This is a genomic window from Owariibacterium komagatae (genome assembly GCF_045865535.1).
GTDB lineage: Bacteria > Bacillota > Clostridia > Oscillospirales > Ruminococcaceae > Ruthenibacterium > Ruthenibacterium komagatae.
Genome location: NZ_AP031406.1, coordinates 1,417,639 through 1,435,672 on the forward strand (window position 1 = coordinate 1,417,639; position 18,034 = coordinate 1,435,672).

The window sequence follows — 18,034 nt, forward strand, 5'->3', positions numbered from 1 at the left end:
AGCAAACCCCTCGCTTTCAATGTTTCATTTTCACTTATGCGCCGATCAGCGACAGCGTCGTACCCGCGGCACACAGCACCACCAGCACGGCCAAGAGACGCTGAAAGCGCCGCTTCGTATCCTCCAGGCTCTGCCATACGCACAACGTGACAAACAGGCAGGCCATCAAAAAGAAAAATGCCGTTCGGTCGCCGGACTGCCACACGGTCGGAGAGAAGCCCAGCATGGCCCGGGAGGCAAAACCGCCGCACAGCGCTGTGCCGGCTGCCCAGGCCCGGGCACTGTGGCCCAGCGCCAGATAAAGGTTGACGATGCACACGGCAAACACCGCGCACAAAAACAGGAACGGCAAATACCGCTTCCATTCCCAGGCGGTCACCACCGTGACGGTTCCCTTGACCGTCAGCCCGTTTTTGAAGAAAGACAATTTGGGAAACAGCTGCGTCAGCGGCTGGCCCCAAACGCCCAAAACCAGCACCGCGGCGACCGGGAACAGTCCCATCAGCCGCGCCGCCCAGCAGCGGTACCGGGCCCAGATCCCGCAGCACAGAGCCGCGCACATCAAAAAGAATGTCATTTCCCGGGCATAGATCACACCGGACAGCGCGTTGGAAATGCCCAGCTCCGCATTCTGGAAAAAGCCTCGCATGCCGAAATCGATAAACCAGCTGGTGGCCTCGCCCGCAGCCCGGGCCGCAGTGCCCGGACAAGTCAGCGCATACACGCCGTTGGCCGCCACCACCGCCAGCTGCGCCCACACCAGCCAATGGGGCCGGCGGCGCGCTGCGGCATGCCACACCAGCAGTCCTGCCAGGCACACACCCGCCACGACCATGACCTGCTCCATATTGGCGGCATACAGCATCAGCAAAAGCGAACCCGCCGCGCTCCACCAGGGGATGCTTTCGCCCCGCAAGGCACGGGCCAGCGGCTGCGCCGCGGCCAGGGCGGCAGTCAGCGGCCAGACAAACACCAGTGTGGTGCACACCCAGCCGGCGCTGGACAGCTGCGCCCAGTCATAGCAAAGCAGCAGGCCGGCGGCCATCCATCCCACACGGGCCGACCGGTGCGCATTCAGAAGGCGGGCGGCCAGCCACGCGTCCAGCGTGATCAAAACCGGATCCGCCAGGCGCCAGATCCAGGTGGGCCAGGATTCCACGATGCACAGAACCGCCTCCACCAGTGTACGGGCGGACCAGGTGGAATAATGCCAGAGGGAAAAGTCCCACAGAGAATATTTTTCCAGCATGGTAGCATACATGGGGTCGTCCCCGGTGCCCAGTGTCCACTGGGCATGAAGCGCCAGCATCACAGCCAGCAACACCAGGTACGGCAGGCGGGCATCCCGCCAAAGGCTGCGCTGTTTCATTGCGCCACCTCCACTCTGCGGCCGGTGTGCACCAGCGCATTGTGCCCATCGTTGCGGTAGGCGATACAAATCTCGTACTCTTCGGCCGGATGCTCCAGCCCGGACGCCTTTGCCCGCGCGGAAAAGCCGCCGTACTGTGCCAGCGGAAGGCCGGTGGCCTGCCGGGCAGCCTCGCTCTCCACCATCTGGGTGGACAGCAGGATATAGGTGTCGTCCTCTGCATGATACAGCACCACACGGGTGTCCACGGATTCAAAGCGCTCGCCTTCCACCGCCGCATACCCGTCCACACAGAGCACACCGTCCTGAAGGGAACACGCCGTGTCGAACACAAAGCCGGCGGGTGCCTGCTGGGTATATTCGGCCGGGTCCAGCACTCTCACCGCGCGCAGCCCCCAGGACCACAGCAGCGTAAACGCCGCCACGCCGCAAACCGCCAGCGCGCACAAAAAAACAACCACCCGCTTTTTCGCGGGGACAAATTGCTGCATAAAAGACCTCCTGCGCGGCTGCGCCGCGTTCTTGTTCTATTGTCCAATGTTCCCCGCCGTTTGTCAAGAATCAGGGGTTGCAAATCTTTTCATGCACTTTATAATGAGAACCAGAGACATTTTTTGACGGGAGGAATTTTTCATGCGTCCAATGAGACGAGTGGACCGGAAGACATCCCAGGAGGACGCGGTCCGCATTTTGCAGGAGAGCGACACCGGCTTTTTGTCCACGATCAACGAAGACGGCAGCCCTTACTGCGTGCCTATGGCCTTTGTGTATCTGGACGGCGCGTTGTATTTCCACTGCGCCCGCGCCGGGCAGAAGCTGGACAATCTGCAGCGGGATGCCCGGGCCTGCTTCACCTGCGTGCTGCACAGCAAGACCGCCCCGGCGGAGTATACCATTTATTTTGCCAGCTGCGTGGCGGAAGGCACGGTGCATGTGGTGGAAAGCGAGGAGGAGCGCCTGCGTGCCAAACGCGCTTTGACCGAAAAATACTGTCCCGACCATCTGGACTGTCCGGCCTATGACCGCATGATGCGCGGCATGCCCGCCATCGTGATTCTTCGCATGGATCTTTCCGATCTGTGCGGAAAGGCCAACAAGGGCCAGCTCAAACACGTGGACGTGCCCGGCGTGGAATGAGAAAAAGGCTTCGAAGCGATTGCTTCGAAGCCTTCTTTTTTAATACTGCCAGGAGTTGAACTCGAAAGCGGTGGGGCATTTTTCGCCCTTGTCTTCGCTTTCCAGCAGCGCTTTGTATTTCTCATAGATCTCCGCAGCGCCCTCAGTCTCATAATAGGGCTCCACACGGCTTGCCTCGGTGAGGAAGTGGTACACGTCCCGGCCCATGGCACGGCCGCGGCGGGTGTGCATATCCAGCGCGTAGTCGGGCACTTCAAACTTCTCGCCCACTTCGAACTCGTGGATGAGCAGGTTTTTCACATGGTCGCTGGAACGCTCTTTCTTCTGACGGCACAGATACCGGATGGCATGCACAAAGAACATGGGACGGTCGCCGTCGTTGTAGGGGAATTCCTGCCGCATTTTGAACAGCGTGTAGATCAGGTTGGGTGCTTCGGGGTTGCCGAATCCGATGTCCTCCACGCTGATGCACAGCAGGCGGCGCCACAGTTTCTCCTCAAACTGCGGGCTGGTGATGTACATCTCATAAGCAGCGTGCAGCGCGTCCTCTTCCTTTCCGCGGCGGATCGCTTTCTGCAGCATCGCCACCATCTCATCACCGGCATGACCATTGCGGGTCGTGATCTCGGACCAGGGATCGTAAGACATAAACTCGCTCATAAAAAACCTCCTGAAAATCAGTCGTATTCGGCGCGTACAGGGCTGCCGAAAAACGGCAGCCCCGGGTGCGTCGTTATTCCTTTGTTGCGCCCGCGCTCAATCCTTCGGTGATCTGCTTGTGGAAGATCAGGTAAAGGACGACCGTGGGAATCAGCACCACCACAATGGCGGCGGCCAGCGTGGGCCAGGAGCCCTGCTGCGCACCGGCGTAGTTCATCAAAAAGGTGGTAAGGGTTTTCAGCTTCGTCTTGGGCATATACAGATAAGGCACATACATGTCGTTGACGATGTTCACGATTTTGATGATGATGACCGTGGCGGTAGCCGGCATCAGAAGCGGGAAAATAATGCGGTAGAAAATGCGGAAATAGCCGCATCCGTCAATCAGCGCGCTCTCGTCCAGCGCCTTGGGAATCTTGCTGACGAACTGCATGTACAGGTACAGCTGCATCAGATCCGACGCCACATAAATGATGATGGGGGCGCCCAGCGTGTTGTACAGGCCAATGCTTTGAATGACCTTAAAACGGGCGATCTCCACCACAAAGGTGGGAACCATCATTCCAAGATAGAAGCAGCCCATAATAAGCTTTTTGAAACGGAATTCAAAGCGCTGCAGGCAGTAGGCCGTCACAGAGCCGAACAGTACGTTGAAAAAGATGCTGATGACCAGAATGATGCCCGTGTTTTTGAAGGCGTCCGGCAAAAGCTTTGCGCCCAGAACCTCGGCGTAGTTGTCCCAGGTCCACTCGCCCAAAGCGGGAGGCAGGATCGCGGAGGTATTGCCCAGCTGGACCTGTGTTTTCACCGAAGTGAACAGCGTGACCAGCAGCGGTCCGATGACCGCGGCAATGATGACGGCGGAAACCAGATATTTCACGCACAGGATGAGAATGCGTTTGAGTTTGTCCAGATTCATGACGCATCCTCCTTACTGCCGGAAAACTTTTTTCAGTACCACGTTCTGGAACAGATAGACCAGGATGACGATGACCATGATGGCTACCGCCATGGTGGCCGCCATGCCGAAGCTGTTGTACTTGAACGCGGTGTCGATGGTGTACAGCGTAAACGTGGACGAAGCATAGCCCGGTCCGCCGTTGGTCATGATGAACGGAATGTCGAAGCACTGCAGCGTGCCGCGAATGCAGTCAAACATGACGAAGCTGAACACCAGCCAGATGGACGGAAGCTGAATGCGCCACAGCTGCTGCCAGGCGTTGGCCCCGTCAATGCGGGCCGCCTCCATCACCTCGGTGGGGATGGACGTAAGCCCTGTGGAAAACAGCACAATATGATAGCCGCTGAACCGCCAGGCTGAGACGGATGCCAGCACAAAGTTGACCACCTTCGGGTCGCTGAGCCAGCTTTGAATCCAGCTGCTCAGGCCCAGGCTGGTCAGAATGTCGTTGAACGCGCCGTTGACCGGCGAGAAAAAGTAGGAAAATGCATACGACATGCCCACGCCGTTGATGATGAAGGGCAAAAAGGCAATGGTTTTGACCAGGCCCGCGCCCTTGAATTTGGTATTCATCATCACCGCGATGGAAAGTTCAATGGGGATCATCACCATGTGCACAGCCAGGTAGATGAAGTTGTTGCGCAGCGAAAGCCAGAGGTCCGGCGATTTCGTGAACATATCAACATAGTTCCCCACACCGACAAAATCGCGGTGTGGGGAAATTCCATCCCAGCTTGTGAAGCTCATGGCGACCAGATCAACGGAAGGATAAACCACAAACATCAAAAGCAAGATCACCGGAATGGCCAGTGACAAGACGATGAAGCGGTTTCTGCTTTTTCTGATCGACTTCATATAGCTGTCCTCTTCAGTTTCAATGGATCGATTATTCCATGCCGAGTTTCTCACGGGCGGCGGACCAGTCCGCGTTCAGCTTATCAAACGCGGCTTCCAGGTCAAAGCCCTCGGTCAGCATCTCGGTGCCGACTTTGTTGTAGTCGAATTTGCACTCGTTGACAATGGCAGTGTAGTCGTCCGCGCCGCCCATGTAGGCTACGATGTTGACGTTGGTCTGCACCTCGTCCGCATAAGCCATGTACGGATCTTTCGCCTTCTCAGCGGTGGTCATGGTGCTGTCGCTGGACAGTTTCTGCACATAGTCGGGGTAGAAGTCGTTGAAGTAGAACTCCAGGAAGGCTTTCGCCAGCTCAGGATTCTCAGAGTTGGTGGTAACGCCCATGAAGAAGTCGCCCTGCGCGATGTGGTTGATGGTGCCGTCCTCACCGGTGTAAGGCACATAGAAGCTCTTCAGATCGGTCAGGTCCACGCCGCTGGCTTTGATCTTGGCCAGGCCCATGGAGTTGTCGATCATCATGCCGGCCTGTTTGTTCAGGAACAGGCTCAGAGTCTGGTCATAGCCCAGGCCCAGGGGATCGCTGCCCAGAACGCCTTTGCTCAGCAGCTCGTACACTTTGGTGTAAGCCTCACGGATGGGCTCGCCCTCTGCAAAGGGCTCGTCCACGGTAGCCATGTAATCCCAGTAGGTTCCGTTGCCGGAGAAGCTGGCCGGAGAGTACTCCATCAGCGGATACATGGGCCAGCTGTCCTTGGCGCCCATGCCGATGGCCATGAAGGAGGGATCGTCCGCGCCGTAGTAGTTCTGCAGGGTCTCGCAGACCGTCACAAACTCGTCCCAGGTCTGAGGAACTTCCACGCCGGCTTCCTCAAACAGGTCGGACCAGTAGTACACATAGTCGCTGGAGATTTTCTCGGGAATGCCGATGACCTTGCCGTTGTACTCGCAGTCCGCAGCCAGAACGTTGTTGGCAGCAGCCTGGGTGTCGCTCAAATCCAGCATGTAGTCGCCGTACACAGAGAAGTAACGGGTCTGCAGATACATCAGGTCGGGCAGTTCGTTGGCAGAAGCACGGATCTTCATCTGGTTGAAGTACTCAGCGTCATCCTTGAACTCTTCGATCTCCAGATCCACGTTGGGATACAGCTCCTGGAAGCGGCCTTCCAGGTCCAGTTCCTCATAAAAATCGATGGCCTCGTTGTCCCAGGTCGCAAAGGTCAGGGTCGCTTTGATGTTGGGATCCAGCTCCCCTTCCGCCACAGCGCTGCCGGACGCGGCAGAAGACGCGGCCGTGCTGCTGGACGTGCTTGCGCCGCAGCCTGCAAACAGGGCAGCCGCCATGCAAACGCTCAAAACAGTTGCAAAAACTTTTTTCATTGCGTTGGTTCCTCCTAAAATTGTTTGTTCAGAGTCCTTTTCACACACCGGATACCCCGGTGACATCATTGAGCATACCATAAAAACTCCGCGCCATAAAATGACGCGGAGTTTATTTTATTGATATTTTTTTACATTTTCTTTACGGTATTGTTTCGGCGTGACTCCCGTCACCTTTTTGAAGACACGCATAAAGTGTTCCACGTTGTTGTAACCCACTGCATCGGCGATCTCATACATGCGCATGGCGCTCTTTTCCAAAAGGTCCTTGGCCGCACTCACCCGCAGCTGGTTCACGTAATCGGAATAGGAAACCTCAAACCTCTTTTTAAACAAAGTGCAGAAGTATTTTTCGTTGTAGCCGCTGTGCTCCGACACTTCTTTCAGAGACAGGTCCGCCCGCATGTAATTGTCATCCACATAACGTTTTGCCTTCAAAACGGAATCCGGGAAGCGCTGGTCGTAATTGGACTCAAAATATTCCATGATCCGCCGCAATGCCGAAGTGAAATAAATCACCAGATCCCGCTGGGTCTCGATGCTGTGCAGCCGGTCGTACAGCTGATGATCCAGGCCCAGTTTATAGGCGATCTGCATATCGTAAAAACCCATTTCATAGTACAGGTTGTACAGGTACAATAGCGCCAGCGACTGGCCCTGTGCCAGCGGAAGGTCCTGCATGGCCCCCACCAGTTCGGTCTTGTAGCGCTCCACCCCGGCGAAGTCTGCGTTCATCACCGCCCGAATAAACGGCATGCAGCTTTTGGCCTGACGCAGCGCTGTCACGGGGTCAAAACGCGCGTAATAACTTTCGTCGTAAATGCGGCCCGGCCCCAGAACGTAACGCAGCGTGGTGTTGGTCTCCGCCTGCTCCAGCACGGTGTAAAAGTTTTCCGCCGGGCGCTTGTGGGGAATGGCCACACCCACCGTACAGGAGATGTTCATGTAATTTTTCCACGCCTTCTGCACCAGAGAAAAAAACGCCCGCGCCTTGTCCGCCGTGCGGCCCGGCTGCGCCAGAGAGTAAAACAGAAAATGGCGGGAGACATCCAGCGAATAGAAGCCGTCCGTGGGCTTCATCTGAGGCATCTGCATCACAAGCCGGGTCAGCGGCTGCGTCAGCGTGGCATGCACGTCCCCGCCCAGACGCGGCAGCTCCCGGTACACTTCATCCAAAAAGAAGCAGCCGATCACATATCCCTGCTCCAAATCTCCCAGAGACCGGGGATCTGCATTGTGAAAAAACACATCTCCGAAAACCGCGCTCACATTGGGCAGTGCTTCCGCTGCCGGCTCTTCCGCAGGGCCGGCGGGCAGTTTTTCCTTTGCTTCCCGCACCAGCTCCAGCATTCTGTCCGACGTGATCTCCTGCTTGAGCACATAGTCCGACGCGCCTTTTTTGAACGCCTGTTTCACCTGCGGGAAGTCGTCAAAGGCACTGAGGACCACAATGTAGGGCGACAGGCCCATGGCGTGCACCCGGTCGATCAGTTCCAGGCCATCACAAACCGGCATGCGGATATCGGTAAAAATCAGGTCCGCAGGGCGGCGGGAAAGCGCATCCAGCGCCGCCTGACCATTGGGGTAACAGCCCTCCAGCACAAAGCCCTCGGCCTCCCAGTCCACCATCTTTTCCAGGGCGGTGCGAACCATCATCTCATCGTCCACAATCATCGCTCGCAGCATGGCCTTCCTCCTTTTCATCCATTTGCGCGGGCAGCGTCACGCGGACACAGGTGCCCTGTTCCAGCCCGCTCTCCACCGCAAGGCCGTATTGTTCGCCGTACTGCAGTTTCAGCCGGCGCTGCACATTCCACAGGCCGATGGAGTGACCCGTCTCCTTTTTGGGGCCCGCCAGACAGGCGCGCGCCTGCTGGTCGGTCATTCCGGCGCCGTTATCCCGCACGCAGATGTGCAGCACGCCTTCCTCCACACGGCCGGTCAGCTGGATCACCCCGTCTTCGCGGCCATCCAGACCGTGGAAGATCGCGTTTTCCACAAGCGGCTGCAAAAGCAGCTTGGGCAGGCGGCAGGAAAGGCTGTCCGGGGTAAATTCCTTGTTCACCGCAAAGCTGTTTCCGTAGCGCACCTCCATGATCTGAATGTACGCGTCCAGAAGGCGCACCTCGTCCGCCAGCGTATAGCGCCGGCTGCGGTTGCGCAGCACACAATCCAGAATGCTCATCAGGTTGGCGGCCATATCCCGGATGGAATCGAACTTGGCAATGTCCGCCATAAAGAGGATGGTGTTGATGGTATTCAACAAAAAATGCGGATTGATCTCGCTTTGCAGCGCCTTCAGCTCTTCCTGATACTTCTCCTCTTCCCTGCGCCGGTTCTCTTCGGTCAGCGTTTGCATCCGGGCGCCGGTGTCGTTGTAACACTCCATCAGTTCCCGCAGTTCCCGATGGCCGTCCGGGGCAAGCCGGTGGGAAAAATCCCCCGCCTGAAGCCGCTTCATTCCGTCGTACAAACTGTTCAGCGGGTCCAGAATCCGTTTCAAAAACAAGATGGAAAAAGCCAGGTACAGCGCAAAAATTACTGCAAATACCACCAGCAGCAATGCACCCGCCTGGTAAACTCCCGCCAAAAGCCGCTGGTTGTCCACCAGCGTCAGAACACACAGGCCCGTGCTTGCCACCGGCGTGGTGATGCACCAGTCCATGCCATCGTAGGCCCCGTTCGGGTCATTCCAAAAGGCCACTGCCGCATCGCGGTAGGCTTCATCGCCCGCCAGCACCTGCCCGTCCAGCAGCAGGAACATCCGGGTCGCGGGATTTTGTGTGTCATATCCCTGCATCAGCGCCTCGGCCTCGGTTTCAAAGTACAGGCAGGCTTCTTCCAAAGCGCCGCCCTCATCCCCCATGCTGATGGCGGCAGTCAGAAGGATTTTTCCCGGGCGATTGGTGGCGTGGATCAAGGTATCCGGCGCAGCCGCGCCTACCACCACCCGCTCCGGCTGCTGCAGCGCCTGACGGTACCAGTCCATTTCCTCTACATTCTGCCGCGGCACAGCCAAAGCCGTGTACAATTCATAGGCGGTCCCGTCCTTCAGGTACAGATGCAGCGCCGCCAGGCGGCGGCCGGTGAGCCGGTAATATCCGAAGGTATCGTCCAAAGCCGATTGAATTTCATACCGCTCGCCGGCGCTTTGGGGCAGCTGCTGCACCAGAGACAGCGCGTCTCCTTCCGGCGAGAGCAGAAAATGCGAAAGCTGCAGCGATGCCTGCTGCACTTCCTGACGAAGGGTGTCGGAGACGGATTTCTGCTGAAGCTCAATGGTCTCCCGGGCGTCGGACAGCTGCATGCGATAGAAATAGCCCAGTCCCACGCAGGCAGCCACCAACAGGGGCAGTACCGTCAAAAGGAAAAACGCGCCGTAATATGTGCGCCGCAAACTGGCCTTTTTTTTCACAGCCGTCTCCTCCTTCTCCGCGATGCTTTCATTGTAACATATTCCCGCTCACAGGAACAGTTCCACTTCCCGCCGGCTTGAAAAATGTTCGGTGAGATAGGCCTCCAGCGCGGAAGTATCGCACTGAATCGCCCCGGCGGGACACACCGCCACACAGTGCATACAGTGGATGCACTTGCACTCGTCCACGTGCAGATCCGGCCCGATGGCTTGCGCCGGACAGGCGCGCACACAGGCGCCGCAGCGATTGCATTTGTTTTCATCCCGGGTTTTCGGCATCGGCTTTGCGGGCTTGGGCGCCGGTGTTTTTTCACCCGGCAGCTGCACCGAATGCACCTGCCCCGCGTTCAAACGGCCGCGCACGGTTTCGGCCAGACGGGCCAGGGCCTCTGTGTCCAGTGCATCCGGCCGTCCTGCGCCCAGGTCGGGAGCAAAGGTATGCGGCGTGATGCACGCCGCTGCGCCCGCACATACAAACCCCTGTCCTTCCAGCTGGAAAGCCAGCTGGGCCAGCGCATCGTCATAATGGCGGTTCCCGTAACAGGCCAGCAGAATGCAGGGCGTGTTCTCTCCGTGCAAATTTTCAAACAGACCGGGCGCTGCGGGTACCCGCCCGGCGTACACCGGGAACGCCAGCACCAGCACATCCCCGACGCCAAGCGAAACCGGCTCCAGCCGCGCAGGCGGGCAGGTGGCGTCCACCCGGACCGCCTGCGGGTCCCATTGATTTAAAAAACATTCCAGCGCGCGGCGTGTGCCGCCCGTCGGACTGAAAAAAACTGCCGTCGTATGAAAATCCATCATAAAGCCTCCCTTTTCTTTGATTGTACCACGCCCGGCGGTAAAAAGCGCGTTTTTTCGCGCAGAACATAAAATTTGGCGCGCACACATAACCCGTCTGCCTTTTGCATAAAGTGTAGCAAATTGTGTTTTTGGAGGAATGTGCATGAAAGGGAACCCCGAAGAGCGCGCCATTGCGCTGGGTGAATATATTACAGCCAACAACGCCACGGTCCGCTCTGCGGCCAAGGCCTTCGGCATTTCGAAAAGTACGGTACATAAGGATATCCCAAAAATTGCAGGCACTTTTTACGGTAAGAGCACCATTTTTTTACCGGGGGGTGTGCTTGTATGAAAGGAAATCCTGAGGAGAGAGCCATTGCGCTTGGACAGTATGTCGCAGAGACCGGAGCTACTGTTCGCAATGCCGCGATGCGTTTTGGAATTAGCAAGTCCACAGTCCATAAGGACTTGACACAGCGTCTGAAACGGCAGAATCGCGCATTATACAACAGCGTGCAAAAAGTGCTTCAGGTAAATAAAGAGGAGCGTCATCTGCGGGGCGGCGCCGCCACACGGCAGAAATATCATCCGAATACTTAACAATGCCTCCGACCGTATTTTCACATTGGAATATTCAAGGCTGGAAAATCCGGAAAATCTCATTATTGGGTACGAGTACGAAAATTGAAGAGCGCCAAGGTGCGAACCAATATTGGTTCGCACCTTGGCGCTCAATGTTATGTCTTATTTCTGATGTACTCATCAATGGCCTTGGCAGCGCTTTTGCCCGCACCCATGGCCAGAATCACCGTGGCTGCGCCCGTGACCGCGTCACCGCCCGCATACACTGCGTTGCGCGTGGTCAGGCCGTCCTCGCCGTTGGTGATGATGCAGCCGTGCTTGTTGGTCTCCAGACCCGGCGTGGTGGACCGGATCAGCGGGTTGGGGCTGGTACCGATGGACATGACCATGCAGTCCACATCCAGCGTAAAGGTGCAGCCCTCTTTCGCCACAGGACGGCGGCGGCCGGAAGCATCCGGCTCACCCAGCTCCATCTCCTGGCAGACCATGCCTTTTACATAGCCTTTTTCGTCGCCCAGCACTTCAATGGGGTTGGACAAGGTTTTGAAGATGATGCCCTCTTCCTCTGCGTGCTCCACTTCTTCCTTACGGGCAGGCAGCTCTTCCATGCCGCGGCGATACACAATGTACACGTTCTCCGCGCCCAGGCGCTTTGCGCAGCGGGCAGCATCCATCGCCACGTTGCCGCCGCCCACAATGGCCACGTTTTTCGCATGCTGAATGGGCGTTTTGGCATTCTCTTTGTAAGCCTTCATCAGGTTGATGCGGGTCAGAAACTCGTTGGCGGAATACACACCGTTCAGGCTCTCACCGGGGATGCCCATGAAACGGGGCAGGCCCGCGCCGGAACCAATGAACACGGCCTCGTTGCCCATGTCGAACAGTTCGTCGATGGTCAGTGTGCGGCCGATGACTACGTCGGTCTCCACGTCCACACCGATTTCCTTCAGGCCCTCGATCTCCTTGCGGACGATCTCTTTGGGCAGACGGAACTCAGGAATGCCGTAAACCAGCACGCCGCCGGGAGTGTGCAGTGCTTCGTACACCGTCACCTTATAGCCCATCTTGGCCAGGTCGCCGGCAGCCGTCAGGCCGGAAGGACCGGAGCCGATCACCGCCACTTTATGGCCGTTGGAAACAGGCATCTGCGGCTTCTCTGTGCAGTGCTCCCGGTGCCAGTCGGCCACAAAGCGCTCCAGACGACCAATGCCTACACTCTCAGTCTTGATGCCGCGCACACATTTGCCCTCGCACTGGTTTTCCTGGGGGCAGACACGGCCGCAAACAGCGGGCAGCGCGGAAGAGGCAGACAGAATCTGATAAGCGCCCTCCATATCCTCTTCGGCCACTTTGGCAATAAAGCCGGGGATATCAATGCCCACCGGGCAGCCGGACACACAGGGTTTGTTTTTGCAGTGCAGGCAGCGTTTTGCCTCGTTGACCGCCATATCGTAGGTATAGCCCAGCGCAACCTCGTTGAAGTTCTTATTGCGCACTTCCGGGTCCTGTACCGGCATCGGGCATTTTTTCGGGTCCATGTTAGGCATGATTATTTGACCTCCTTTTTCAGCAGATTGCACTCTGCTTCACGGGCGTGCGCTTCAAAATCGCGGTACATGCTGCCGCGGTGCATCGCCTCGTCAAAATCCACCAGATGGCCGTCAAAGTCCGGGCCGTCCACACAGGCAAACTTGGTTTCGCCGCCCACGGTCAAACGGCAGCCGCCGCACATGCCGGTGCCGTCGATCATGATCGGGTTCATGGACACGGTGGTTTTGATGTTGTATTCTTTGGTCAGTTTGCACACAAACTTCATCATGACCAGCGGACCGATGGCAATCACTTCGTCGTACTGATTGCCCTCTTTGATCAGCGCTTCCAGAGCGTTGGTGACCAGGCCTTTTTCGCCCCAGGTTCCATCGTCGGACATCTTCACCACACGGTTGGAAACTGCTTCAAACTCTTTTTCCAGAATGACCAGATCCTTGTTGCGGAAGCCCACGATCGAGTGTACCTCAGCGCCCAGCTCATGCAGTTTTTTGGCTGTGGGATATGCAATGGCACAACCCACGCCGCCGCCTACAACAGCTACCTTTTTCAGGCCGTCCAGGTGGCTGGGCGTGCCCAGAGGTCCCACGAAGTCCACCAGGCTGTCGCCTTCGTTCAGTGCATTCAGTTCCATGGTCGCAGCGCCCACGATCTGGAAGATAATCGTAACGGTTCCCTTCTCGCGGTCATAGTCCGCAATGGTCAGCGGCACCCGCTCGCCGTCTTCGCTGGCGCGGAAGATGATAAACTGGCCGGGCTGCGCTTTATGAGCCACCAGCGGTGCTTCGATCACCATTTTGGTGACCGTAGGGTTCAGCGCTTCCTTCTCTAAAATTTTGTACATAGCGTTCCTCCGTTTTCACAAAAAAGGCGCGGTTTGCGAAAACCGCGCCGGATGGCGTTACAGTACAGCCACACATTCGATTTCCACAAGCGCGTCCTTGGGGAGCGCGGCTACCTGGAAAGCAGCCCGAGCAGGGTACGGCTCGCTGAAGAACTGGGCGTACACCTCGTTCATGGCGGCGAAATCCGCGATGCTTTTCAGCAGCACGGTAGTTTTGACCACCTTGCTCATGTCCGTGCCCGCCGCTTCCAGAATGCTGCGGATGTTGGTCAGGGACTGGCGCGTCTGCGCCGTGATATCGTCGCTGGCAAAGGCGCCGGTGGCGGGATCGATGGGCAGCTGGCCGGACACATAGATCGTATCGCCGGCTTTCACCGCCTGGGAATAAGGGCCGATAGCGGCCGGGGCTTTTTCCGTGGAAATTGCGTTGTTCATAAAAAATCCTCCTGTTTGTAAACTGTCAGCGGCCGCGCCGGATCACCTGTCCGTTCAGCGCGCCCGTGTGCCGGCCGTGATCCACGGCCAGCGCACCATTGACGATCACATAAGCGATGCCATCCGGGAACTGGATGGGATCGGTGAAAGTACCCCGGTCGATGACCGTTTCGGGGTCGAACACCGTGATATCGGCGCGCATGCCCTCGCGGATGAGACCGCGATCCCGCAGAGACAGGACCTCGGCGGGCTTGCCCGTCATTTTGCGTACGGCCTGCTCCAGAGTAAGCACGCCCTCTTCCCGGACGTACTTGCCCAGCACCCGCACAAAACTGCCGTACAGGCGGGGATGGGGCTTGCCCGGGCAAAGCAGCCCGTCGGTGCACACGTTCATCTCCGGTCGCTGCATGAAGCGCTTCACATGCTCCTCGGTGCCGTAGAAGTCCACCATGCCCACGGCGTTCTCCTCCTGCATCAGCAGATCAAAGGCGGCTGTGTAGGGGTCCGTTCCACGCTTTTCGGCCAATTCCGTGATGGAAAGGCCCACCGCGTCGGCGTTTTGTTCTGTCTTGACACTGGTGACGTAGATGTTTTCAAACCCGGCGAAATCCACGAAATTGTCCCAGCCGGGAATGCCGTGTTCCATGTCGTAGACCATTTTTTTGCGCAGTTCGGGGTCGGCCAGCCGCGCCACGGCCTTGTCGGTTCCGCCGTCGTGCACCCACGGGGGCAGAATGGCGCCCATCATGGTGCTGCCGGCCACGTAGGGATACTGGTCGAAGCTGACCGTGATTCCCTCCGCTTTGGCCTGCTCCAAAAGTTCCAGTACGGCGTCGATCTTGTCCCAGTTCTGCTTGCCGCACACTTTGAAGTGGCTCCAGTGCACCTTCACGCCGGACTTACGACCGATCTCGATGACCTCTTTCATGCTGTCCAGAATGGTGTCCGCCTCGCTGCGCTGATGGATGACGAACACACCGTCATACTCGGCCACCACCTTGCACATCTCGATGATCTCGCGGCTTTCCGAGTAGGCGCAAGGGATGTAGATCAGCCCGGTGGACAGGCCCATGGCGCCCGCCTCCATCTCCCGGCGGGTGATGGCACGCATTTTCTCGATCTCTTCCTCAGTGGGCAGGCGGTTGTCCAGTCCCATGGCCTCCATGCGGATGTTGCCGTGGGGCACAAGATACATTTCATTGAGGCCCGGGTGCGCAGCCTCGATCATATTCAGATAATTTTCCGTGGTGCCGAAGGTCCAGTCGATATCATCGCTGTCACCATCCAGACCCGCCAGATTTTTGCGCCAGGGGCTGATGTACTGCGCGGGCAGCGGCGCCAGCGAGACACCGTCCTGCCCCAGCAGCTCGGTGGTAATGCCCTGCATGACCTTGGGCAGCACCTGCGGGCGCAACAGCACGTCCAGATCGGAGTGGCTGTGGGTGTCGATGAAGCCGGGGGCCACCGCCAGGCCTGACACGTCCAGCGTGCGGTCGGCGGAGCCCAGGTCATGACCCACGGCCGCAATCTTCCCATCCTTCACCAGCACGTCGGACTCATAAGCGGGCGCGCCCGTTCCGTCCACGACCCGGCCGCCTTTCAAAAGCAGAGAAGCCATTGTCTTTTCGCTTCCTTTCTTATTTCAGCAGCGCCTTCATCACGCCGGTATAGCAGTCGCACACCTTCACCAGCTGGTCGATCTCGATGTACTCGTTGATGGTGTGGGCCAGGTTCTCGCGGCTCGGTCCAAGGCCGAAGGTCTTGATGCCCGCCTCGCCCGCGTAGTGGCTGCCGTTGGTGCAGAAGTTGTACTGGGTGATGCCGGGCTCATATCCCATGGCCTTCAATTCGGCGTACACATCCTGTACGAAGGCGTCTTTCTCGTCGTACAGCCAGCCGGGGAAGAAGCGCTCACCCTCGATCTCGTTGCCCGTGTGGCACATCTGCCGGCCCACCGCATAGCTGGCCTTGACCTTCAGCTGGTCGTCCTCGGCCATCAGTTTTTCCAGCAGCGCGTTGATGGGCGCCAGCACGCTCTCCTTGGTCTCGCCCACCAGCAGGCGGCGGTCGTAGGTGGCACGGCAGTACTCAGGCACCACGGACGCACCGGGATACGGGGCGGACTTGATGTCGGTCAGTTCCAGAATGCCGTCACCCAGCACGGGGTGATGGGTGGGCTCCAGCGTGCGGATGGCCTCGATGACCTTAGCCATCTTGTACACCGCATTGATGCCCTTTTCGGGGTTGGCGCTGTGGCAGGGTTTGCCGAAGGTCTCCACCACGATCTCGGCGCGGCCGCGCTGGCCGATCTTCAAATTCAGCTGGCTGGCCTCGCCGATGACCACATAATCCGGCTTCACATAGGCGCTGATCTCCCGGGCGGCCACGCCCTCGAAGCACTCCTCATGCACCACACCCGCCACGTAGATCTCACCGGCGAAGTCCCGGTTGGTCGCCTTGGCAAAGTTTGCAGCAGCACAGGCCATGGCGGCCACCGCTCCCTTCATGTCGGAAGTTCCGCGGCCATAGATCTTGCCGTCCACGATCTCAGCGGCAAAGGGGTCGTGCTCCCAGGTGGCGGGGTCGCCTACCGGCACAGTGTCGATGTGGCCGTCGAACAGAATCTTCGGGCCGGGGCGGCTGCCCTTGATGCAGCCGATCACGTTGCCATATTTGTCCACATGCACGCTGTCGAAGCCGTTGGCCTCAAAAAACGCTTTCAGGCGTTCCACCACGCCGTCCTCATGGCCGCTGGTGCTGGGGGACTGGACCAGGTTCTGGCACAGGGCCACCACTTCGTTTTTCTGCAATTCGTTCAACATCACACATTCTCCTTTCCGTCGGTTCCCTCTTCGTACACTTTGGAATATTTGCCGCCCCAGACGACTTTGCGGTAGTTGTCCTTGTCGGTGTCGCCCTCGGTGCTGATAAACAGCACCCGGCTGTTTTCGTCCAGATGCAGCTTCTCTTTCAATTCAGCCAGGCTTTGCCGCAGCAGAATGTTGGACACACAGCCCACTGTGGCCGCGCCTGATTCGCCGGAGACGATGGGCGCGTCGCCGCGCACGGGCGCCGCCAGGATGCGCATACCGTCGGCCGCCGCGTAATCCGGGCAGCTGATGAACGCGTCGGCGCAATTTTTCAGCACTTCCCAACCGATGGTGCACGGTTCGCCGCAAGCCAGCCCTGCCATAATGGTATCCATGTCGCCGGTCACGAAATGCAGTTTGCCGTCCCGGGCTTCGGCGGTGCGGAACACACAGTCGGCCTTGTTCGGCTCGATGATGGTAATGAACGGACGATCCTTTCCGTAGTACGAGGTCAAAAAGCCTGTCATGGCACCCGCCATGCTGCCCACGCCCGCCTGCAGGAACACGTGGGTGGGCTTTTCGGCACCCTGAGCCTCCAGCTGACGCACGATCTCATAACCCATGGTGGTATAACCCTGCATGATCCACAAAGGAATATCGGTATAACCTTCCCAGGCGGTATCCTGCACCATGACCCAGCCCTTTTCCTCTGCCTGCCGGTTGGCAAGACGCACAGCCTCGTCGTAGTTGAGATCGGTAATGGACGCATCCGCGCCCTCGGCGCGGATGTTGGCCAGGCGTTCGGCCGCGGAGCCCTTGGGCATATAAACCACGGAGTGCTGTCCCAAACGATTGGCCGTCCAGGCCACGCCGCGGCCGTGGTTTCCGTCGGTGGCGGTGACGAACGTTACGTCCCCCAGCTTGGCACGCACTTCCTGGGACAGAATGCGGGAAGCAGGTAGTTGTGCAATGTCCTCGCCCAGCCTTTTGGCGATGTAACGGCCCAGCGCATAGCTGCCGCCCAGCACCTTGAAGGCATTCAGTCCGAAGCGGTAACTCTCGTCCTTCACATGGACGGACGCGACGCCCAACGCCTTGGCAAGGCCCGGCAGACCTGTGAGAGGTGTTTCAGCGTACACGTCAAAGCTGGCGTGAAAGTCGTGAGCCTTTTTGGCCTCGGCCTCGCTGAACGCGGACAGATCCGTTGCGGGCACGTCCTGACGGGGATAGGTGACGATTTTAAATGTTTCCTTCATA

Annotated in this window: 17 protein-coding genes and 1 pseudogene; 3 read left to right on the forward strand and 15 right to left on the reverse strand. The window is 58.2% G+C overall.

From position 1 onward, the window contains the following. Window positions 1-34 precede the first annotated feature (34 nt). Complete coding sequence (locus tag ACKTS9_RS07075) at window positions 35-1,369, reverse strand: hypothetical protein (RefSeq protein ID WP_407879829.1); 1,335 nt, start codon at window positions 1,367-1,369, stop codon at window positions 35-37. Then, complete coding sequence (locus ACKTS9_RS07080) at window positions 1,366-1,860, reverse strand: hypothetical protein (protein WP_407879831.1); 495 nt, start codon at window positions 1,858-1,860, stop codon at window positions 1,366-1,368. Before ACKTS9_RS07080 ends, ACKTS9_RS07075 begins: the two co-directional genes overlap by 4 nt. Window positions 1,861-2,002: 142 nt before the next feature. Between ACKTS9_RS07080 and ACKTS9_RS07085 the strand changes: the two genes are divergently transcribed. Further along, entirely contained in the window at window positions 2,003-2,506 is a 504-nt protein-coding gene (locus ACKTS9_RS07085; RefSeq protein WP_349214495.1) for a pyridoxamine 5'-phosphate oxidase family protein, read from the forward strand. A gap of 39 nt (window positions 2,507-2,545) precedes the next feature. On the opposite strand, the gene ACKTS9_RS07090 is transcribed toward ACKTS9_RS07085, so the two are convergent. The 7 genes from ACKTS9_RS07090 to ACKTS9_RS07120 form a co-directional block, all read right to left on the reverse strand. After that, a complete protein-coding gene (locus ACKTS9_RS07090) occupies window positions 2,546-3,166 on the reverse strand; it encodes a hypothetical protein (RefSeq protein ID WP_349214494.1) in 621 nt (206 codons plus the stop codon). Window positions 3,167-3,239: 73 nt separating this feature from the next. Then, entirely contained in the window at window positions 3,240-4,085 is an 846-nt protein-coding gene (locus tag ACKTS9_RS07095; RefSeq protein ID WP_407879834.1) for a carbohydrate ABC transporter permease, read from the reverse strand. A 12-nt stretch (window positions 4,086-4,097) separates the two neighbouring features. Beyond that, window positions 4,098-4,982 (reverse strand): carbohydrate ABC transporter permease, encoded by an 885-nt coding sequence (locus tag ACKTS9_RS07100; RefSeq protein WP_407879836.1) that lies wholly within the window; start codon window positions 4,980-4,982, stop codon window positions 4,098-4,100. 31 nt (window positions 4,983-5,013) lie between these two features. Beyond that, window positions 5,014-6,360: an ABC transporter substrate-binding protein gene (locus ACKTS9_RS07105; RefSeq protein WP_407879839.1), complete on the reverse strand. Its 1,347-nt coding sequence runs from the start codon at window positions 6,358-6,360 to the stop codon at window positions 5,014-5,016. A 117-nt stretch (window positions 6,361-6,477) separates the two neighbouring features. Next, entirely contained in the window at window positions 6,478-8,046 is a 1,569-nt protein-coding gene (locus ACKTS9_RS07110; RefSeq protein WP_407879841.1) for an AraC family transcriptional regulator, read from the reverse strand. Continuing rightward, entirely contained in the window at window positions 8,018-9,775 is a 1,758-nt protein-coding gene (locus tag ACKTS9_RS07115; protein WP_407879843.1) for a histidine kinase, read from the reverse strand. The genes ACKTS9_RS07110 and ACKTS9_RS07115 overlap by 29 nt, the downstream gene beginning before the upstream one ends. Before the next feature lie 48 nt (window positions 9,776-9,823). After that, a complete protein-coding gene (locus ACKTS9_RS07120) occupies window positions 9,824-10,579 on the reverse strand; it encodes a 4Fe-4S binding protein (protein ID WP_407879845.1) in 756 nt (251 codons plus the stop codon). Window positions 10,580-10,721: 142 nt separating this feature from the next. Here ACKTS9_RS07120 and ACKTS9_RS07125 point away from each other — a divergent pair. Further along, window positions 10,722-10,844 (forward strand): annotated as a pseudogene (locus ACKTS9_RS07125) (sporulation transcriptional regulator SpoIIID); the annotation flags it as partial. Window positions 10,845-10,906: 62 nt separating this feature from the next. Beyond that, a complete protein-coding gene (locus tag ACKTS9_RS07130; protein ID WP_407879847.1) occupies window positions 10,907-11,158 on the forward strand; it encodes a sporulation transcriptional regulator SpoIIID in 252 nt (83 codons plus the stop codon). Between the two features lie 137 nt (window positions 11,159-11,295). On the opposite strand, the gene gltA is transcribed toward ACKTS9_RS07130, so the two are convergent. The 6 genes from gltA to dpaL are packed head-to-tail and all read right to left on the reverse strand — an operon-like array spanning window position 11,296 to window position 18,033. Next, complete coding sequence (gltA, locus tag ACKTS9_RS07135) at window positions 11,296-12,687, reverse strand: NADPH-dependent glutamate synthase (protein ID WP_407879849.1); 1,392 nt, start codon at window positions 12,685-12,687, stop codon at window positions 11,296-11,298. Window positions 12,688-12,689: 2 nt separating this feature from the next. Next, window positions 12,690-13,532: a sulfide/dihydroorotate dehydrogenase-like FAD/NAD-binding protein gene (locus tag ACKTS9_RS07140; RefSeq protein ID WP_407879851.1), complete on the reverse strand. Its 843-nt coding sequence runs from the start codon at window positions 13,530-13,532 to the stop codon at window positions 12,690-12,692. A gap of 57 nt (window positions 13,533-13,589) precedes the next feature. Beyond that, window positions 13,590-13,967, reverse strand: a complete 378-nt coding sequence (locus ACKTS9_RS07145) for a RidA family protein (protein WP_349215316.1) — start codon at window positions 13,965-13,967, stop codon at window positions 13,590-13,592. A 25-nt stretch (window positions 13,968-13,992) separates the two neighbouring features. Further along, window positions 13,993-15,585: an N-acyl-D-amino-acid deacylase family protein gene (locus ACKTS9_RS07150; RefSeq protein WP_349215315.1), complete on the reverse strand. Its 1,593-nt coding sequence runs from the start codon at window positions 15,583-15,585 to the stop codon at window positions 13,993-13,995. A gap of 19 nt (window positions 15,586-15,604) precedes the next feature. Then, a complete protein-coding gene (locus ACKTS9_RS07155) occupies window positions 15,605-16,789 on the reverse strand; it encodes a YgeY family selenium metabolism-linked hydrolase (RefSeq protein WP_349215314.1) in 1,185 nt (394 codons plus the stop codon). Next, a complete protein-coding gene (dpaL, locus tag ACKTS9_RS07160) occupies window positions 16,789-18,033 on the reverse strand; it encodes a diaminopropionate ammonia-lyase (RefSeq protein WP_349215313.1) in 1,245 nt (414 codons plus the stop codon). The genes ACKTS9_RS07155 and dpaL overlap by 1 nt, the downstream gene beginning before the upstream one ends. Window position 18,034 lies beyond the last annotated feature (1 nt).

Coding starts and splice junctions, on each gene's coding strand:
- ACKTS9_RS07090 (WP_349214494.1), bottom strand. CDS start 3,166: ATGAGCGAGTTTATGTCTTACGATCCCTGGTCCGAGATCACGACCCGC.
- ACKTS9_RS07105 (WP_407879839.1), bottom strand. CDS start 6,360: ATGAAAAAAGTTTTTGCAACTGTTTTGAGCGTTTGCATGGCGGCTGCC.
- ACKTS9_RS07155 (WP_349215314.1), bottom strand. CDS start 16,789: ATGTTGAACGAATTGCAGAAAAACGAAGTGGTGGCCCTGTGCCAGAAC.
- ACKTS9_RS07145 (WP_349215316.1), bottom strand. CDS start 13,967: ATGAACAACGCAATTTCCACGGAAAAAGCCCCGGCCGCTATCGGCCCT.
- dpaL (WP_349215313.1), bottom strand. CDS start 18,033: ATGAAGGAAACATTTAAAATCGTCACCTATCCCCGTCAGGACGTGCCC.
- ACKTS9_RS07100 (WP_407879836.1), bottom strand. CDS start 4,982: ATGAAGTCGATCAGAAAAAGCAGAAACCGCTTCATCGTCTTGTCACTG.
- ACKTS9_RS07080 (WP_407879831.1), bottom strand. CDS start 1,860: ATGCAGCAATTTGTCCCCGCGAAAAAGCGGGTGGTTGTTTTTTTGTGC.
- ACKTS9_RS07140 (WP_407879851.1), bottom strand. CDS start 13,532: ATGTACAAAATTTTAGAGAAGGAAGCGCTGAACCCTACGGTCACCAAA.
- ACKTS9_RS07120 (WP_407879845.1), bottom strand. CDS start 10,579: ATGATGGATTTTCATACGACGGCAGTTTTTTTCAGTCCGACGGGCGGC.
- ACKTS9_RS07110 (WP_407879841.1), bottom strand. CDS start 8,046: ATGCTGCGAGCGATGATTGTGGACGATGAGATGATGGTTCGCACCGCC.
- ACKTS9_RS07150 (WP_349215315.1), bottom strand. CDS start 15,585: ATGGCTTCTCTGCTTTTGAAAGGCGGCCGGGTCGTGGACGGAACGGGC.
- gltA (WP_407879849.1), bottom strand. CDS start 12,687: ATGCCTAACATGGACCCGAAAAAATGCCCGATGCCGGTACAGGACCCG.
- ACKTS9_RS07075 (WP_407879829.1), bottom strand. CDS start 1,369: ATGAAACAGCGCAGCCTTTGGCGGGATGCCCGCCTGCCGTACCTGGTG.
- ACKTS9_RS07130 (WP_407879847.1), top strand. CDS start 10,907: ATGAAAGGAAATCCTGAGGAGAGAGCCATTGCGCTTGGACAGTATGTC.
- ACKTS9_RS07085 (WP_349214495.1), top strand. CDS start 2,003: ATGCGTCCAATGAGACGAGTGGACCGGAAGACATCCCAGGAGGACGCG.
- ACKTS9_RS07095 (WP_407879834.1), bottom strand. CDS start 4,085: ATGAATCTGGACAAACTCAAACGCATTCTCATCCTGTGCGTGAAATAT.